General features: G+C 37.5%; 18 protein-coding genes and 1 pseudogene. 10 read left to right on the top strand and 9 right to left on the bottom strand.

The window, feature by feature from the left end; genetic code table 11:
* Window positions 1-2 precede the first annotated feature (2 nt).
* The 3 genes from BLT95_RS09985 (at window position 3) to pyk (ending at window position 2,764) form a co-directional block, all read left to right on the top strand.
* Entirely contained in the window at window positions 3-734 is a 732-nt protein-coding gene (locus BLT95_RS09985; RefSeq protein WP_089665948.1) for a ribonuclease III domain-containing protein, read from the top strand.
* Window positions 735-848: 114 nt separating this feature from the next.
* The gene (locus BLT95_RS09980) at window positions 849-1,334 is read left to right on the top strand and encodes an IPExxxVDY family protein (RefSeq protein ID WP_089665947.1); all 486 of its coding nucleotides are present in this window, start codon (window positions 849-851) and stop codon (window positions 1,332-1,334) included.
* Window positions 1,334-2,764, top strand: coding sequence for a pyruvate kinase (pyk, locus tag BLT95_RS09975; RefSeq protein WP_089665946.1), 1,431 nt, complete (start codon window positions 1,334-1,336; stop codon window positions 2,762-2,764). The genes BLT95_RS09980 and pyk overlap by 1 nt, the downstream gene beginning before the upstream one ends.
* 81 nt (window positions 2,765-2,845) lie before the next feature.
* Here the strand turns inward: pyk and dinB are convergent, their stop codons facing one another.
* Window positions 2,846-3,937 carry a DNA polymerase IV gene (gene dinB / locus BLT95_RS09970; RefSeq protein WP_089665945.1) on the bottom strand — a complete coding sequence of 364 codons (1,092 nt, stop codon included), beginning with the start codon at window positions 3,935-3,937 and terminating at the stop codon, window positions 2,846-2,848.
* 203 nt (window positions 3,938-4,140) lie between these two features.
* On the opposite strand from dinB, the gene BLT95_RS09965 reads away from it, so the two are divergent.
* From BLT95_RS09965 to BLT95_RS09950, 4 genes are read left to right on the top strand one after another with little or no spacing between them, the layout of a single operon-like run.
* Window positions 4,141-4,806, top strand: a complete 666-nt coding sequence (locus BLT95_RS09965) for an NAD(P)H-binding protein (RefSeq protein WP_089665944.1) — start codon at window positions 4,141-4,143, stop codon at window positions 4,804-4,806.
* Between the two features lie 5 nt (window positions 4,807-4,811).
* A complete protein-coding gene (locus BLT95_RS09960; protein WP_089665943.1) occupies window positions 4,812-5,285 on the top strand; it encodes a CYTH domain-containing protein in 474 nt (157 codons plus the stop codon).
* A complete protein-coding gene (locus BLT95_RS09955) occupies window positions 5,282-5,785 on the top strand; it encodes a YciI family protein (protein ID WP_089665942.1) in 504 nt (167 codons plus the stop codon). The genes BLT95_RS09960 and BLT95_RS09955 overlap by 4 nt, the downstream gene beginning before the upstream one ends.
* 4 nt (window positions 5,786-5,789) lie before the next feature.
* A complete protein-coding gene (locus BLT95_RS09950) occupies window positions 5,790-6,719 on the top strand; it encodes a DUF5996 family protein (RefSeq protein ID WP_089665941.1) in 930 nt (309 codons plus the stop codon).
* Here BLT95_RS09950 and trxA read toward each other — a convergent pair whose 3' ends face one another.
* The 5 genes and pseudogenes from trxA to BLT95_RS09925 all read right to left on the bottom strand — a co-directional run bounded on the left by trxA (window position 6,720) and on the right by BLT95_RS09925 (window position 10,161).
* On the bottom strand, window positions 6,720-7,016 hold the full coding sequence (trxA, locus tag BLT95_RS09945) for a thioredoxin (protein ID WP_089665940.1): 297 nt from the start codon (window positions 7,014-7,016) through the stop codon (window positions 6,720-6,722). It lies immediately after the preceding gene.
* A 60-nt stretch (window positions 7,017-7,076) separates the two neighbouring features.
* A complete protein-coding gene (locus BLT95_RS09940) occupies window positions 7,077-7,916 on the bottom strand; it encodes a phosphatase PAP2 family protein (protein ID WP_089665939.1) in 840 nt (279 codons plus the stop codon).
* A gap of 91 nt (window positions 7,917-8,007) precedes the next feature.
* A pseudogene (locus BLT95_RS09935) lies at window positions 8,008-8,388 on the bottom strand (biotin/lipoyl-binding protein); the annotation flags it as partial.
* Between the two features lie 31 nt (window positions 8,389-8,419).
* Window positions 8,420-8,899, bottom strand: a complete 480-nt coding sequence (locus tag BLT95_RS09930) for a transcriptional regulator (protein WP_089665938.1) — start codon at window positions 8,897-8,899, stop codon at window positions 8,420-8,422.
* A 197-nt stretch (window positions 8,900-9,096) separates the two neighbouring features.
* Entirely contained in the window at window positions 9,097-10,161 is a 1,065-nt protein-coding gene (locus tag BLT95_RS09925; RefSeq protein ID WP_089665937.1) for an isoaspartyl peptidase/L-asparaginase, read from the bottom strand.
* 124 nt (window positions 10,162-10,285) lie between these two features.
* Here BLT95_RS09925 and BLT95_RS09920 point away from each other — a divergent pair, with 124 nt between their 5' ends.
* The 3 genes from BLT95_RS09920 (at window position 10,286) to BLT95_RS09910 (ending at window position 13,026) form a co-directional block, all read left to right on the top strand.
* On the top strand, window positions 10,286-10,828 hold the full coding sequence (locus BLT95_RS09920; RefSeq protein ID WP_089665936.1) for a 3-hydroxyanthranilate 3,4-dioxygenase: 543 nt from the start codon (window positions 10,286-10,288) through the stop codon (window positions 10,826-10,828).
* Window positions 10,829-10,888: 60 nt separating this feature from the next.
* Window positions 10,889-12,442: an aldehyde dehydrogenase family protein gene (locus BLT95_RS09915; protein WP_089665935.1), complete on the top strand. Its 1,554-nt coding sequence runs from the start codon at window positions 10,889-10,891 to the stop codon at window positions 12,440-12,442.
* A gap of 182 nt (window positions 12,443-12,624) precedes the next feature.
* Window positions 12,625-13,026 carry a YkvA family protein gene (locus tag BLT95_RS09910; protein WP_089665934.1) on the top strand — a complete coding sequence of 134 codons (402 nt, stop codon included), beginning with the start codon at window positions 12,625-12,627 and terminating at the stop codon, window positions 13,024-13,026.
* Between the two features lie 55 nt (window positions 13,027-13,081).
* On the opposite strand, the gene BLT95_RS09905 is transcribed toward BLT95_RS09910, so the two are convergent.
* The 3 genes from BLT95_RS09905 to BLT95_RS09895 form a co-directional block, all read right to left on the bottom strand.
* Entirely contained in the window at window positions 13,082-13,627 is a 546-nt protein-coding gene (locus BLT95_RS09905; protein ID WP_089665933.1) for a DUF3575 domain-containing protein, read from the bottom strand.
* A gap of 103 nt (window positions 13,628-13,730) precedes the next feature.
* On the bottom strand, window positions 13,731-14,735 hold the full coding sequence (locus BLT95_RS09900) for an acyl-ACP desaturase (RefSeq protein ID WP_089665932.1): 1,005 nt from the start codon (window positions 14,733-14,735) through the stop codon (window positions 13,731-13,733).
* Window positions 14,736-14,908: 173 nt separating this feature from the next.
* The gene (locus BLT95_RS09895; RefSeq protein ID WP_089665931.1) at window positions 14,909-15,637 is read right to left on the bottom strand and encodes a metallophosphoesterase family protein; all 729 of its coding nucleotides are present in this window, start codon (window positions 15,635-15,637) and stop codon (window positions 14,909-14,911) included.

Here is a 15,637-nt window from a genome sequence, read left to right as displayed (position 1 = left end):
CGATGAGCGTTATTCGTAACATACTAAATTCCCGTTCTTCAAAAGGCGGGAATTTTTTTAATATACTTACTAAAATACTCGGATTTAAACCTAAGTCCATATCCCCTTACAAAAAAGCCTTTACGCATCGCTCTTTAAACCGAAAAGATGAAGCAGGGAATGCCATTAATTTTGAACGCCTGGAATTCCTCGGAGATGCCATGTTGAGTGCGGTGGTAGCGTCTCATTTATTTAAAGCAGTTCCTGGGGGAAATGAAGGTTATCTAACTAAGATGAGGTCTAAAGTGGTGAGTAGAAAGCATCTCAATGAGCTTGGAAAAGACCTGATGCTCATCAAGCATATCCAAACAAATATTCCTACAGATCAGTTCGGGGTAAATATTCATGGTAATTTATTTGAAGCGCTGGTCGGAGCGATTTACCTGGATAGGGGTTATAAATACTGTAAAAGATTTATTTATGAGCGCGTAATAGATCCTTATGTAGATATTGAACAGTTAGAAGGGAAAGTGATTAGTTATAAAAGCCTGGTCATTGAATGGTGTCAAAAAGAAAAGAAAGAATTCGATTTTAATGTGTATGAAGATACCGGCAATAATGAACTCAAGCATTTTGCGGTAAAACTTAGATTAGATGGCCGGGTTGTGGCCAAGGCACGAGCAACTTCCAAGAAAAAAGCAGAAGAGAAAGCCTCAAAAAGAGCTTATTATGCGCTCCAGAATAAAATAGATTGAATTTTAATGATTTCACGTAAACTAAAACGTTTTCGTAAAAAATTATGAATTTTAGGGCCTTAATATCTTCATTTTGTTAATCATATAGTATCTTTAACCTTAAAGTATAAGTTTATGCAATCGCATAAAATGCTTCTGGAAGTTGAAGATGAGCATTTTAATTTAATTGCCATTTATTCCTCACTTGAGGGATATAAAATGGCATATTTTCTAAATAAGTATCTTAAAGTTAATCTGGAACGGGAACGAAAGGATATAGATTTTAATCATACAGATTATGATGCTTTTTATGCTCTGTTTTCACATAAAGAACCAAATTCATATTATAGCCTAGATCTAGTCGCTAACAAGTTTAAGGGAGAGGCGAAAAAAATTCTTAGTTCCGGGTCGCTATTTGAAGAGGAAGAATTGAGTCCTCAGGAAGTAAATTTGATCCCTGAATATAATAAGGTTGATTTTTTTTTAAAAATCAGTGAAGAGATTCGACCAAAAGAATTTAACAGGGTGCTCAACAAAATAGGACAGATACCTGGAGTTCAGGCTGTATATGCCGTTGATGTTGATAATCTAAAATCCAAACAAAATCTAATATTCGAATAATGCCTACCAACAAAAAAACAAAAATAGTAGCAACACTGGGCCCTGCAACCAGTAGTAAGGATGTATTAAGAAAAATGCTGCAGGAGGGTGTGAATGTTTTTCGTATTAATTTTTCCCACGCCAATTATGACGATGTAAGGGAAAGGATTAAAATGATCAGGGAATTGAATGATGAGGACGGATTTAACGCTGCCATTTTAGGGGATCTTCAGGGTCCAAAACTTAGAGTTGGCGTGATGAAGGAGGAAGTGGTGGTAAATGAAGGCGATCATATAGTTTTCGCTACAGGAAAAGAATTCAAAGGAACTGCAGAAAGGGTTTATATGAATTATGACTCTTTTCCAAGGGATGTTAAAGCAGGAGAAAGAATTTTGCTGGATGATGGTAAACTTATCTTTGAAGTGGTGAAAACCAATAAAAAGGATGAAGTAAAAACCAAAGTGATCCAGGGAGGTCCATTGAAGTCTAAGAAAGGGGTTAACCTTCCAAATACTAATATTTCATTGCCCGCGCTTACTGAAAAAGATGTAAAAGATGCAAAATTTGCCTGTGAAATAGGAGTAGACTGGATGGCGCTTTCTTTTGTGAGACATGCTGAAGATCTTATGGAGCTTCAGGAACTTATCAAAAAACACTCAAAATATAAAATTCCAATTGTTGCCAAGATCGAAAAACCCGAAGGAGTAGCAAATATTGATAAAATAGTTGCCTATTGTGATGGTCTAATGGTAGCCCGTGGAGATCTTGGTGTAGAAATTCCGGCTCAGGAAGTTCCTCTAATTCAGAAGAAACTGGTGCTTACGGCAAAAAAGGCTAGAATTCCTGTCATTATCGCTACACAAATGATGGAAACCATGATCACGAGCCTAACTCCAACAAGAGCTGAGGTAAACGATGTTGCAAACTCTGTGATGGATGGTGCCGATGCGGTAATGCTTAGTGGGGAGACTTCTGTAGGACAATACCCGGTACAGGTAATTCAGAAAATGTCTCAGATTCTTCAGAGTGTTGAGAATTCCCCTTTGATTAAGGTTCCACATGAGCCGCCCCATGTAAGAACAAAAAGATATATCACTAAAGCGGTGTGTTATCATGCAGCCCATATGGCCAATGAGATCAAGGCTAAAGCTATTTGTACTCTTACCAATAGTGGCTATACTGCCTTTCAGATCTCTGCATGGAGACCAGAAGCACATATCCTGGTTTTTACGTCCAATAGAAGAATTCTTAATCAGTTAAGTTTACTATGGGGTGTAAAAGCCTTCTACTATGATAAATTTGTAAGTACAGATGAAACCATAGAAGATATTAGTGATATGGCTAAAAAGACAAAATTTGTAGAAACTGGTGATTTTACTATTAATCTTGCGGCAATGCCTATAACCGCAAAAGGAATGGTGAATACATTAAGAGTATCTGAAATAGAATAAGTTTTATTTAAAATATAAAGCCACGAGTACATCATGTATTCGTGGCTTTTTTTATGCCTTAATAAGTTTAATACGGAATGGCTAAAACTTAAATTTTAACTGAACAAAAATTTCTTTTTTTTCATCTTCTGAATCTTCTTTTTCGGTATTCAGGTTAGAAAGGGAAATACCCAGCAGACGTACAGAATTCTTCATCTTTTCCTGATATAAAAGTTCCCTGGCGATCTCCAGAATTAATTCTTTGTTCGAGATATAGTAACTAATCGTTTTACTACGGGTTTGCTGGGTAAAATCACTGTATTTAATCTTCAGAGTAATCGTTTTACCGGCTACTTTGCTTTTCGTCAATCGGCGTTCTATTTCTTCGGCAATATTCTCCAGTCTTTCCAGCATAAAAATTTCAGAAGAGATATTCTCGTTAAAGGTTCTTTCCGCTCCCAGTGATTTTCTTATTCGGTGGGGCTTTACCTCGCTAAGATGAATACCGCGAACTACCTTATAAAAATGAGTGCCGCTTTTACCAAAATGCTCGGTAAGGTATTCTTCAGATTTCAGTTTTAGATCGTTCCCGGTAAAAATTCCCAAACGATACATTTTTTCGGCAGTAACTTTTCCTACTCCGTAAAATTTTCGAATATCGAGTTCTTCCAGGAAACCTAGGACTTCTTCGGGCTGTACCGTTTTTTGTCCGTTGGGCTTGTTGATGTCACTGGCTATCTTCGCAATGAATTTATTGATAGAGATTCCTGCGGACGCATTTAACCCCGTTTTCTCTTTAATTCTATCCCTAATTTCTTTGGCTATTAAGGTAGCGCTGGGATTTCCTTTTTTATTTTCGGTCACATCCAGGTAGGCTTCATCTAATGAGAGGGGCTCCACCAGCTCTGTATATTCAAAGAAAATTTCTCGAATTTGACCTGAAATCTCCTTGTATCTCTCAAATCTTGGTTTTACAAAGATGAGGTCTGGGCAATTGCGTTTGGCAATAACACTACTCATGGCACTTCGTACTCCAAACTTCCGGGCTTCGTAACTTGCGGCGCTAACCACACCTCTTTGAGAACTGCCACCTACGGCTACCGGTTTTCCGCGAAGTTCGGGATCATCCAGTTGTTCTACCGAAGCATAAAAAGCATCCATATCTATATGGATAATTTTACGAAGTCTTTCCACATTACAAATTTAGTGAAACTTCATTTCCGAAGCCATAAGCACAACGTAAATGATTAGTTTCCCTACTTCTAACGAAGAAATCTTTTTATAAAAAATGGCGTTGTTTCCATAATTTCTGAATGACTAAAGTGCAACGCTGTTACAATTCAAATATTTAATTCTAAAACATTAAACTTATCTTTGATAGTGTATTAGTATAAATAATGAAACAAAAAACTGCTATAATACTAGGTGCTACCGGCCTAACCGGGAGTATTTTGCTGGAAAAGCTCTTAAATGATGATCGTTATCGAAAGATTAAGGTATTTGCCAGAAATCATGTTCAGCAAAAGCATGAGAAAATTGAAGAATATCTTATCAACCTTTTTGAACTGGAAAAGTTTGCTGATCTTTTCACTGCAGATGAGGTTTATTGCTGTATTGGTAGTACCCAGAAGAAAACACCAGACAACGATACTTACAGGATGGTAGACTTTGGAATACCGGCGACAGCGGCAAAACTTTGTAACAGGAATCAAATTGGTACTTTCCAGGTAATATCGGCGATGGGAGCCGATGAGAAGAGCACTTTTTTTTATAATCGAATAAAAGGTGAGATGGAAGGTGCCGTTCTAGAGCAGCAAATTTCTAATACCTATATCCTCCAGCCGTCTTTAATTGGTGGAAAAAGAGAAGAGAGCCGTCCTTTTGAATTTATCTGGAAAAAGATAATGAGTGTTGGAGATAGCTTACTCATAGGGAGTCTTAAAAAGTACAGAAGCATTCATCCTGAAATCATTGTGGATGCTATGATATATCTTGCTAACAACGATTATAGAAGTGGTAAAATACCTTCAGATGAAATTAAAAAAATTGCTGAAAAGAATTAACTGAAATGCAGGAAATTGAACGAAAATTTTTAGTGACTTCAAATAAGTTTAAGGAACAGGCTTCAAAAAAGACACTGTTTGTTCAAGCCTATTTAAATACGCATCCTGAAAGGACCATAAGAATAAGAATAAGCGGGGATCAGGCTTTTATGACCATTAAAGGAAAGTCTTCTGAAAATGGATTGTCAAGGTTTGAATGGGAAAAGCAACTTACTGTAAATGAAGCACGCGAATTACTGAAATTATGCGAGCCAGGGAAAATTGAAAAATACAGATATCTTATCCCGTTTGGAGCTCATACCTATGAAGTGGATGAATTCCTTGAAGATAATGAAGGTCTTGTACTTGCTGAAGTGGAACTGCAAAGCGAAGAAGAGGAATTTAAGAAGCCAGATTGGCTGGGTGAAGAGGTAACTGGAAACCTGGATTATTACAATTCAAATTTAATAGCAAAACCTTATAGAAACTGGAAACGATGAGAACTATTTTATATTTAATGATTCTTGGACTTGGGATGTCTTGCAGCAATACCTCGAAAAAAAATGATGGGATCGAGATGGATTCGGAAATAAAAGATACCGTAACTACGGAGTCTTTAAGCACATCCCGAATGGAAGCCGACCTTAAAAAGAAAGGATACCAAACTTTTAGTTATAAAGCGGGGGACACCACCTATTTAATGCAACAGTACTATATGGTATTTTTAAAGTCCGGTCCCGAACGTAGTCAGGATTCTACCGAAGCAGCTGAACTTCAGAAGCAACATTTAGCACATTTAACCAGACTTTATGAGGAAGGTTATACCAGTTTAACCGGGCCCATGGGGGATGATGGCGACTTACGCGGGATTGTGGTTTTCAATACCGCTACTCAAAAGGAAGCCGATAGCCTTGCCAATTTAGACCCAATGGTGAAAGCAGGAAGATTGGTCGTTGAAGTTCACCCTTGGTGGGTGGCCAAAGGCGGTAAACTGAAATAATATTATGGAACTTTCCAATGAATTACCTGGACTAAAATATGTAGGCAATGAACAAAAAAAGCAAACACTGCATTTGTTCTTTCAGATCTTAGGAAAGATTAGAATGTGTTTTGCACCCAGAAAAAACCATTGGTGGTATATCACATTATATGTTTACGAGAAGGGTTTCACCACAGGACCAATCCCTACAAATAACGGTTTTGATTCTTTTTCGCTTAATTTAAATATACTTCAGAGCAAACTTGAGATCACAAATAGCAGCGGGGAAACCAAAGAATTTGATTTATACAAAGGACTTAGCGTTGCTGCATTTTACAATAATCTCATCAATTTTTTGAGTGATCTTAACATTCAGGTAAAGATTAAAGGGAAGCCATATGATTTGAATATTGATAAGGAATTTTCAGAAATAACCGATATTCATGATTACGATATGAAGTATAGCACTTCTTTGTGGAAAAGCTTTCACTGGGTAGATTCAGTTTTTAAGGAATTTAGTGGAAGATTCTACGGAAAAACTTGTCCCGTCCATTTGTACTGGCATTCGATGGATCTGGCTGTAACCCGTTTCTCTGGAAAAAAAGCACCGCCAATGCCTAAAGAAACAAGAATTTCTGACAGGGACGCCTATAGCCATGAATGTATAAGTTTTGGGTTTTGGGCTGGAGATGAAAATGTTCAGGAACCAGCGTTTTATTCCTATACCTATCCGGCACCAGAGAATATGGATTTACAAGAACTTCATCCTAAAAGTGCCAACTGGGTGATGAATAATGGTAGCCATATGGCAGTCTTAACCTATGCCGATCTCAAAAAAGAAGATAATCCTCGAAATACACTACTTAGTTTCATGGAGTCGGCTTATCATGCCGGAGCCCAATTAGCCGGTTGGGAAATTGAAGATTTTACGGTGCCACCGCTTAAAGAACTTTAGTTAGACCGCGGTTATTTTATCCTTGATCTCATGTTTGGGCAGCACACCAGATTGTCTCCATACCTGCTCTCCATTTTTAAATAAAATCATAGTAGGCACTCCACGTACCTGATATTTGGAGGCAAGCGACTGATTTTTATCAACATCTATTTTGATGATCTTTACGTTATCCCCTAATTCTTCCTTTACTTCTTCAAGAATTGGGGCAAGACTTTTACAGGGACCGCACCAATCTGCAAAGAAATCTACAAGTACTGGTGTCTCACCTTTTATAATTTCACTAAAACTACTTTTCATAATAGAATATTTATCTTCTGAAATTATTAAATACTGCGGAGAAATAGCATTAAGAATAGGTTAAAAAGTACCTACCAATCCAACTCTTCCCAACCCAACATGCATCTTCCAGGAAATACCATTCTTATCAGGTTTTCCGTAATCCCTTTCATTATTAAGGTATTTATCGATACTGTCTACTACAGCAACACTGAGGGCAAGACTTAAACCAACATCGGTAAGCCAATGCGCGCCAGACCATAATCTTGTAACAGGAGAGATGAGGCCAACGCCTATGAGTCCGGTTTTTACAAACGGATTCTCAAATTGCTTGGAAAGCGCATACATAGTGGTAAAAGATAATATCGTATGCCCAGATGGAAATGAATGGTATGCCCCTTCACTACTAAAAGGATCAAAGCTGTTTTTCCCTTCTTCAGTAGAAGGTCTGGCCCGTCCTACCACAGTTTTGGAGATGGATTGAATAATTCCTGAAGCACTGGCTGCAGAAATCATGAGCACCCCCGTTTTTCTTATTTTTTCATTCTTTGTAAATAATCCAACAAGATAAACGGCTCCTGTAAGACCATAGTTATTTTGAGGACTTCCAAAATACCATCCAATATCTTTAACCAATTCTGGTGCGTCTTCTCCCTGTTCCCGAAAATAATCGCTGGTTTCTTCATCAAAAATATAAAGAGCGGCAGTCCCGGCAACCACGGCTCCTGCCGTAATATAATCATCCTTTTGCCAGCTTAACGGAGCAGTATAAGCTTTTTTCAACCCACCAAAAGCGCTTACACCATCATACTTCATTAGTTCCCAGGTAGCGGGAAGACTGTCATTTTCTTCTAATTCCTGGCCAATAGCCCCGGTTTTCAGAAGACAGATAAATAATAACGAAAGAATCATTTTTTTCATAAAACATATAATTTTGAAAACTGGCCTCAACTTCTTATGTTCGAGGCGAGGCCAAATTCAACCAAACAACTAAAATTTAATTATTTCCAAGCTCCACCAGGGGTTTCAATTTGTCAACTCTAACCTGGGCGGCATTCAAATTGGCTTTTGCAACCTCAGTATCCTAATTTAGGGACTGAGTTTCCAGTTTGAACAGCCGTTGTCCTTTCTTCACCATCATACCTTCATCTATAAGCACATCGGTAATATAGCCTGTAACCTTTGCTCTCACCTCACTATTAACAATTCCTTCGATGCTTACAGGATACGAAGTATATCCAGTTAAGGTCTTTTTGGGTACTTCGGTGACTGGGCAAGGCATTACCTGGTTGCCAGAGGCGGCGGCCTGGACTTGAGAATTTTGATTACCTCCGCAGGAAATAAAACTACCAGCCAGGGCAATCTGTGCGATATATTTAAATACTATTTTCATAATTCTAGAATAGATTTTCCAGATGCGGTATCTAGAGAGAAAGCTCATTCATTTTTTCAATAGTATGCTCCAGGTTTTCTTTTTGAGCGATCAGGTGTTCTTTATACAAAATGACCACACTACCAGTCTTTTCAAATTTTTCTGTATTATATGATGCGTTAAATGAATGTATCTTTTCTGTAAGCCTTATATCTTGCTTGATTTGGTCAAGGTTTTCTTTCAGCGTATTCTTCAAATAGGTTTTACTGGCTCTGAAATATCTTTTACGGTCGCCCGGCTTGGTGAAATACTCCACCTTGTTCATTTGTAAGAGCAAGTTCAATTGGGTAGATACAGAGCTTTTACTTGCCTGGATAATTTTAATAATTTCATCGAAAGTATGGCCGTCGTTGGGTGAGAGAATCATGATCACATAGATTCTGGCAGCAAGCGGAGCAAGATTATGAACCTTTTCAAAATGAACCCCAATCTCTTCTATTAGTTTTTTCTTTTCTGGTGAGCAACAATCCATAGGTTATCTTCAAATTTGAAATGCGAAAATATATTTAGTTCGGTAATAACCGAACTAAACAAACTTAAATCTTCGTTAAATAAATTTTGAAATGCAAAAACCCGGAGTGAATGTCCGGGTTTAAAAGCTATATTCAATGAATTGGGAAAGAAAGGGAAAATTTCGTCCTAACTCTTATTTTGAATAAATTTTAAAGATTATTCCTTATAAATACCAATGCTCATCTCTCCGTTTGAATTCATACTGGCCCGATACATCCCTGCGGTATTAAATTCCATAGAAACATTTCCATCATGATCAATAGCTATAATTCCACCAGTTCCACCCAGTTCTCCCAGTTTATTCTGAATTACTTCATGGGTGGCCTCTTTTAAAGAAACTCCTTTGTACTCCATCATAGCTGAAATATCATAAGCCACAACACCGCGAATGAAGTATTCACCCCAGCCGGTACTCGAAATTGCAGCAGTTTTGTTGTTGGCATAAGTTCCAGCTCCAATGATGGGAGCATCGCCAATTCTGTTATACTTTTTATTAGACATTCCACCTGTAGAGGTCCCGGCAGCAAGGTTTCCATTTTTATCCAACGCAGCACAGCCAACGGTTCCAAATTTTTCATCTTTTATAAAAGGATCATAAAAAGCAGTCTTATTGCTCTTTTGTTTTTCCCGCTCCCGGGCTCTTTCCATCGCTTTAAACCTGTTTTCAGTATAGAAATATTCAGGATCAACAATTTCAAGTCCCTGTTCTTTGGCAAAGTCCTCTGCTCCTTTTCCTGAAAGTAGCACGTGTTCTGAATTTTCCATCACTTCATAGGCCAGATTGATTGGGTTCTTCACATTGGTAACTCCAGCAATTGCACCGGCATTCAGGGTTTTTCCATCCATTATGGAAGCGTCCAGTTCATTTTTACCTTCATTAGTGAACACCGCTCCTTTTGCTGAATTGAACAACGGACTGTCTTCCATGACATTGATGGTTTTTTGAACGGCTTCAATCGCTGTTCCGCCGTTTGCTAAAATTTCGTGTCCGGTTTTAATAGCTTCTTCCAGTTTATCTTTATAAGCCTGTTCCAATGAATCGCTTATATTTTCTTTTAGAATAGTTCCCGCACCTCCGTGAATTACAATTCCGAAGTTCTGGACACTGTCATTTTCTGTGGTTTTTTCAGATTCAGACTTATTTTGCTTTTGTTTTTCCTGGTTTGCATCGTTGCAGGATACAAAACAGATAAGACTAAAAAGTAAGAGTAGATTTTTCATAAGAATTCTTTTGTACCGAAAGTTAGTCAAAATATATATGGCTATAAAAATGAATTCAAAAATTAATAATCCCAAAACTACCTAGTTTGCTGCGTATTCAGTAATTTTAATTAAAATAATTGTTATGCCAGTAGAAGGACCATTCAACTTAAATAAATGGATAGAACAGAATAGGGAGAGCCTAAAACCACCTGTTGGGAACCGAAATCTTTACAAAGAATCTGGAGATTATATTGTGATGATCGTGGCAGGACCAAATGCTCGTAAAGATTATCATTATAATGAAACCGAAGAGCTATTCTATCAGCTTGAAGGGAATATAGAAGTACATATTCAGGAGGACGGCAAGAAAAAGACCATGAAATTAGGTCCGGGTGATATGTATCTACACCCCCCAAAGGTTCCGCATTCACCGGTTAGGCATGATGGCTCTATTGGATTAGTGGTAGAACGCAAAAGATTAAATGAAGATGGAAAAGACGGACTTATCTGGTACTGCGATAACTGTAACAACAAACTTCACGAGGTTTACTTTCCGCTACAGGATATAGAAACAGATTTTTTGAAACATTTTAGAAGTTTCTACAATAGTAAAGAGCTTAGAACCTGCAACAATTGCGGGGAAGTAATGCCTGTTGACGAACGATTTACGGTTGCTGAGGATTAGCGGTTTATTTTTACTATTTTCGCAACAACTACACAAATTAATCGATAAAAACGCAAATTAATGAGCAAAATCGCTGAAGAATTCGGGATAAAACAAGCCCTGAAAGATTTAGGTTTAAACGACATCAATAACGGAACCTCAACCGGAAACGACTGGTTTAGTAACGGAGATATCATAGAATCTTATTCTCCTGTTGATGGAGCACTTATAGGAAAAGTAAAGGCAACCACTAAAGAAGATTACGAAAAAGTGGTGACTACAGCTGAAAAAGGCTTTAAAGAGTGGAGAACATGGCCTGCGCCGCAACGTGGTGAGGTGGTTCGTCAGTTTAATGACGAATTAAGAAGATTAAAAGAACCTTTAGGGAAGCTTGTTTCTTATGAAATGGGAAAATCTTATCAGGAAGGACTGGGAGAAGTTCAGGAAATGATAGATATCTGTGATTTTGCTGTTGGATTGTCACGTCAGCTTCATGGATTAACCATGCATAGTGAGCGCCCGGGACATAGAATGTACGAGCAATATCATCCGCTTGGAGTAGTTGGGATTATTTCAGCTTTTAATTTCCCTGTGGCAGTATGGTCTTGGAATACGGCGTTAGCATGGGTTTGTGGTGATGCCTGTATCTGGAAAGGTTCAGAAAAGACTCCATTAACATCAGTGGCTTGTCAGAACATCGCGGCAAGGGTTTTTGAAGAAAACAAGGTGCCTGCAGGAATTTCCAGTTTAATCACTGGTGATTATAAAGTAGGTGAAATGATGACTAAGGATGATCGTGTGCCATTAATTTCGGCTACGGGATCTATCAAAATGGGTAAAATTGTTGCTCAGGCAGTAGCAGCAAGACTTGGAAAATCCCTTCTGGAATTAGGAGGAAATAACGCCATTATCGTTACTCCAGATGCTAATATTAAGAATACGGTAATAGGAGCTGTGTTTGGAGCTGTGGGAACCTGTGGTCAGCGCTGTACTTCCACCAGAAGACTTATCGTACATGAAGATGTTTATGACAAGGTGAAAGATGCTGTGGTAAAAGCTTACAAACAAATCAGGATTGGAAATCCACTGGATGAGAATAATCACGTTGGACCGCTTATTGACAAAGATGCGGTTAAGAATTATCAGGCTGCTTTGGATAAAGTGGTAGAAGAAGGTGGAAATATTCTTGTTGAAGGCGGAGTTTTAGAAGGCGAAGGTTATGAAAGCGGATGTTACGTAAAACCTGCTATTGCTGAAGCTGAAAATCATTTTGAGATCGTGCAGCATGAAACTTTTGGTCCGGTACTTTATATTATGAAGTACAAAGGAGATGTAAGCGATGCCCTTAAACTACAGAATGGCGTGAAACAAGGGCTTTCTTCGGCAATTATGACCAATAATTTAAGAGAGGCCGAGAGATTCCTTTCTACTGAAGGATCAGATTGTGGAATTGCCAATGTGAATATTGGAACTTCAGGAGCCGAAATTGGTGGAGCCTTTGGTGGTGAAAAAGAAACCGGTGGAGGCCGCGAATCTGGATCTGATGCCTGGAAAGTTTATATGAGAAGACAAACAAATACGATCAATTATACAACTGAGTTACCACTTGCGCAAGGGATAAAATTCGATCTATAGTTTATTTTTAAGTGTGATTAAAGCCTGTTTTATTGTAAAACAGGCTTTTTTATTTTCTGACAATTGGTCTTTTGAGTTATCGTAAATTATCATTCATAGTTAAATCAAACTTAAATAGAAGACAATTTTTGCCTTCGAGACGAATAATCTTTAATTTCGATTTCTACTAAATTTAAAAGTTTATGAGCACATTTTCAGAGGAGAAAGCGAAAGAAGAGCATTCAAAAAGGGCGGAGGAGTTTGAAAAAGAAGATGTTGAAAAGGTTATAAACAAGGAAGAAAAGATACTGGATAAATTTGAAAATAAAGGCAAACTAAAGCGTTATATGGATGACGCTAAATTGTTATTTTCCCTGGTAAGAGATTATGCCAGTGGTGATTACAGGGAAATTCCTTTCAATATTATTGCGGCGGCGGGTGCAGCATTATTATATGTGTTATCTCCAATAGATCTGATTCCAGACTTTATTCCTGTGTTAGGTTATCTTGATGATGCCGCAGTGATTGCATTTTGTCTCAATTTAATGGAAAAAGACTTAGCCGTTTATAAAGTATGGAAAGATACTTTCACTAAAACTTCGTAAGAAAAATTTAAAGCAATTCAATAAAAACCCCTTCATAAGGAAGCGGTTTTTTTATCTAAAATCTATATCCAATATTAAAACCAGCGTTAAATTCAATCGCAGAGAATCTGTCTTTTACTTCCTCACTAAAATTTCTTCCTACGTTTATAAATGGTCCCAATACAAAGGTATCGTTGAAATTCCATTTATAGCCCGAGCCTATTCCTATGATTAAAGAATTCATATCTGTAACAATTTCTGGCGCTTCTACATCTCTATCTTCTTCACTAAACTCTCCGGTTCTATATTTAAGGAATGGATTTACATAAAGGCCTGATGCCGTATAATCTTCTCCAAAATAATAGTTATAACCAAGTTTGAAACTGTTGGTTTGAAAATCTCTGGAACCACTTTCAGAATGATAATTTATACGATCGTTGATCAATATCACTCCTTCAATGGACTGATGGTAGTCCAGGAAGCGTTCATATCCAAATTCTACCGACGCTATTGCTATAGTATTGGCAATGTTCAATTTTATTTCGTTTTGCTTTTCGGCATTTTGAGAATAACCCATATTAACTCCTGATATAAGAATCAGGCACAATAAAATCTTCTTCATAACTGGTATTTAGATCATTGATTTATAAAAAGAATGTACATAAAAAACCCTGCTAATATATCGCAGGGTTTATAATTTTAATAACAAGATGGTTAACGGCCACTTAAACCATTCCGTTAGCTTCCACCCATTTGAATTTATGCTGATCCTGTGGAACAGCAATTCTATCGGCGATTCTTGTCATTCTATCTGGTAATGCCATTAAATAATCTCTGGCTTTTTCAGCTTCATCGGTAAGAGATCTCATCTTGTCTATCTCCCAGTATCCATTTAATTTCTTTAGAATATCAATATAATCGTAGGTGGTATAAACACCCAGTCTTTGCGCTGCATTGGAGAAATTTTCAAAAGCCTCCGCAATTCCCTGGCCAGATTCTCTAATGAACTGTGCGGGCATTACGATCTTTTTCTTCATCATATCTACATACGCGAGCATCATTTCACTTGGATCATGTTCAAAAATGGTCTTTACAAATTCTCTGTAAGCCATATAATGTCTCATTTCGTCTCCCGCAATGATATTACACATTTTACCAAGCATCTTGTTCCCTTTCTTCTTAGCTAATTGTCCTACACGTTTATGTGATATATTAGTAGCTAGTTCCTGAAAACTCGTATAAACAAAATTTCTATAAGGATCACGACCGGTACCGATATCAAAACCATCATTGATAAGGTGCTGGGTTGTTTTTTCAACTTCCTTCATATCTACCCTTCCAGATAGATATAAATACTTATTTAAGGTATCCCCGTGACGGTTCTCTTCACCAGTCCAGTGTCTTACCCATTTAGCCCAAGCATTCTGTTCACCTCTTTGTGCTCCATGCTGTTCTACTCCTTCCATATCCATTAACCAGGATTCGTAAGTTGGAAGAGCTTCTTCAGTAACCATATCAGCAACAAGAACTACCCAGAAATCATATCCTAATTCTTTGGCTTCTTCTCTTATTTGATGAACTTCATCAAAACCTTTGTCATCCTGTAAATTTGGAAGCATATCTGTTGGTTGCCATATTTCATCAACAGGAATAAGATATTGATCGATAAAACCTTGAACAGATTTCTCGACCGTTTGCATAACTTCCAAGCGTATATTGTCTAATGCCATTTTTTTAATCTTTACTAAAACAATTATAAGCCAAATATTTAGGGCCTTTTACTTATAATATCTGCAATAACTATGCAGCTTTTCAAATCCATAAAAATCCTGCTAATTCCAGGATGGAAAAGATTGGACTTCAAATATATGAATATGCTGTTAGAAGCTGTAATAAAAAAAGCCTAATTTCTTCCCTGTTCATCGGGATAGAAGGTGTGAACCGGATCACTTTGATAAACTTCTTTAGAATCTACATCAATTGCTGAAATAGATCCTTTAAAAGCCGCTCCTGTATCTACATTCCAGATATTAGCTTTTTTTACAGGTTTGCTTTCACCAATGCGGGTAACCGGAGTGTGACCAATATATATTTCTTTAAAATGCTGAAGTCTTTTAGGGTAAAAATCATTTTCTGGTTTAAGGTCTTCTTTCATTGATAACGCCATTTCCCAGAGGGTGCGATCCCAATAAAATCCTGTGTCATAATATTCAAAATCAGGACCGTGAAGGTTCGTAAAGCCTGCGTGAACAAATAAACGCTCCTCGTCATCTTTATAAAAATTGAACATTTCCCTAAAGAATTTTATATGCGCTTTTTTTTCATCTTCACTAAAATTCCTGTAGGCGTCTATACTTGATTGACCGCCATGTTCCAGCCATTTTTGATTCATCTCATCGGTTTCCAGCCATTTGTGAGCAAGGTCATCATGATTCCCTCTAATGAAAATGCAGGAATTCTGTTTTGCCAGTTCTATAAGGTACGTAACAGTATTTGCAGAATCACTCCAGCCATCTACATAATCCCCAAGAAAAATAAGTTGATCTTTGGGCGAAAGGTCTATTTTTTCAAGGAGCTGAATCAAAGCTTTCAAGCCTCCATGTAAATCTCCAATCACTAATTTTCTTGACAT

This window comes from Gramella sp. MAR_2010_147 (genome assembly GCF_900105135.1).
Taxonomy (GTDB): Bacteria; Bacteroidota; Bacteroidia; order Flavobacteriales; family Flavobacteriaceae; genus Christiangramia.
Note: the sequence above shows the minus strand (reverse complement) of the source record. Positions and strands in the feature narration are given on the sequence as shown.

Bases quoted from the DNA above. Each gene is read 5' to 3' on its own strand.
- BLT95_RS09985 (WP_089665948.1), top strand. From the start codon at position 3: ATGAGCGTTATTCGTAACATACTAAATTCCCGTTCTTCAAAAGGCGGG.
- BLT95_RS09980 (WP_089665947.1), top strand. From the start codon at position 849: ATGCAATCGCATAAAATGCTTCTGGAAGTTGAAGATGAGCATTTTAAT.
- pyk (WP_089665946.1), top strand. From the start codon at position 1,334: ATGCCTACCAACAAAAAAACAAAAATAGTAGCAACACTGGGCCCTGCA.
- BLT95_RS09965 (WP_089665944.1), top strand. From the start codon at position 4,141: ATGAAACAAAAAACTGCTATAATACTAGGTGCTACCGGCCTAACCGGG.
- BLT95_RS09960 (WP_089665943.1), top strand. From the start codon at position 4,812: ATGCAGGAAATTGAACGAAAATTTTTAGTGACTTCAAATAAGTTTAAG.
- BLT95_RS09955 (WP_089665942.1), top strand. From the start codon at position 5,282: ATGAGAACTATTTTATATTTAATGATTCTTGGACTTGGGATGTCTTGC.
- BLT95_RS09950 (WP_089665941.1), top strand. From the start codon at position 5,790: ATGGAACTTTCCAATGAATTACCTGGACTAAAATATGTAGGCAATGAA.
- trxA (WP_089665940.1), bottom strand. From the start codon at position 7,016: ATGAAAAGTAGTTTTAGTGAAATTATAAAAGGTGAGACACCAGTACTT.
- BLT95_RS09940 (WP_089665939.1), bottom strand. From the start codon at position 7,916: ATGAAAAAAATGATTCTTTCGTTATTATTTATCTGTCTTCTGAAAACC.
- BLT95_RS09930 (WP_089665938.1), bottom strand. From the start codon at position 8,899: ATGGATTGTTGCTCACCAGAAAAGAAAAAACTAATAGAAGAGATTGGG.
- BLT95_RS09925 (WP_089665937.1), bottom strand. From the start codon at position 10,161: ATGAAAAATCTACTCTTACTTTTTAGTCTTATCTGTTTTGTATCCTGC.
- BLT95_RS09920 (WP_089665936.1), top strand. From the start codon at position 10,286: ATGCCAGTAGAAGGACCATTCAACTTAAATAAATGGATAGAACAGAAT.
- BLT95_RS09915 (WP_089665935.1), top strand. From the start codon at position 10,889: ATGAGCAAAATCGCTGAAGAATTCGGGATAAAACAAGCCCTGAAAGAT.
- BLT95_RS09910 (WP_089665934.1), top strand. From the start codon at position 12,625: ATGAGCACATTTTCAGAGGAGAAAGCGAAAGAAGAGCATTCAAAAAGG.
- BLT95_RS09905 (WP_089665933.1), bottom strand. From the start codon at position 13,627: ATGAAGAAGATTTTATTGTGCCTGATTCTTATATCAGGAGTTAATATG.
- BLT95_RS09900 (WP_089665932.1), bottom strand. From the start codon at position 14,735: ATGGCATTAGACAATATACGCTTGGAAGTTATGCAAACGGTCGAGAAA.
- BLT95_RS09895 (WP_089665931.1), bottom strand. From the start codon at position 15,637: ATGTCAAGAAAATTAGTGATTGGAGATTTACATGGAGGCTTGAAAGCT.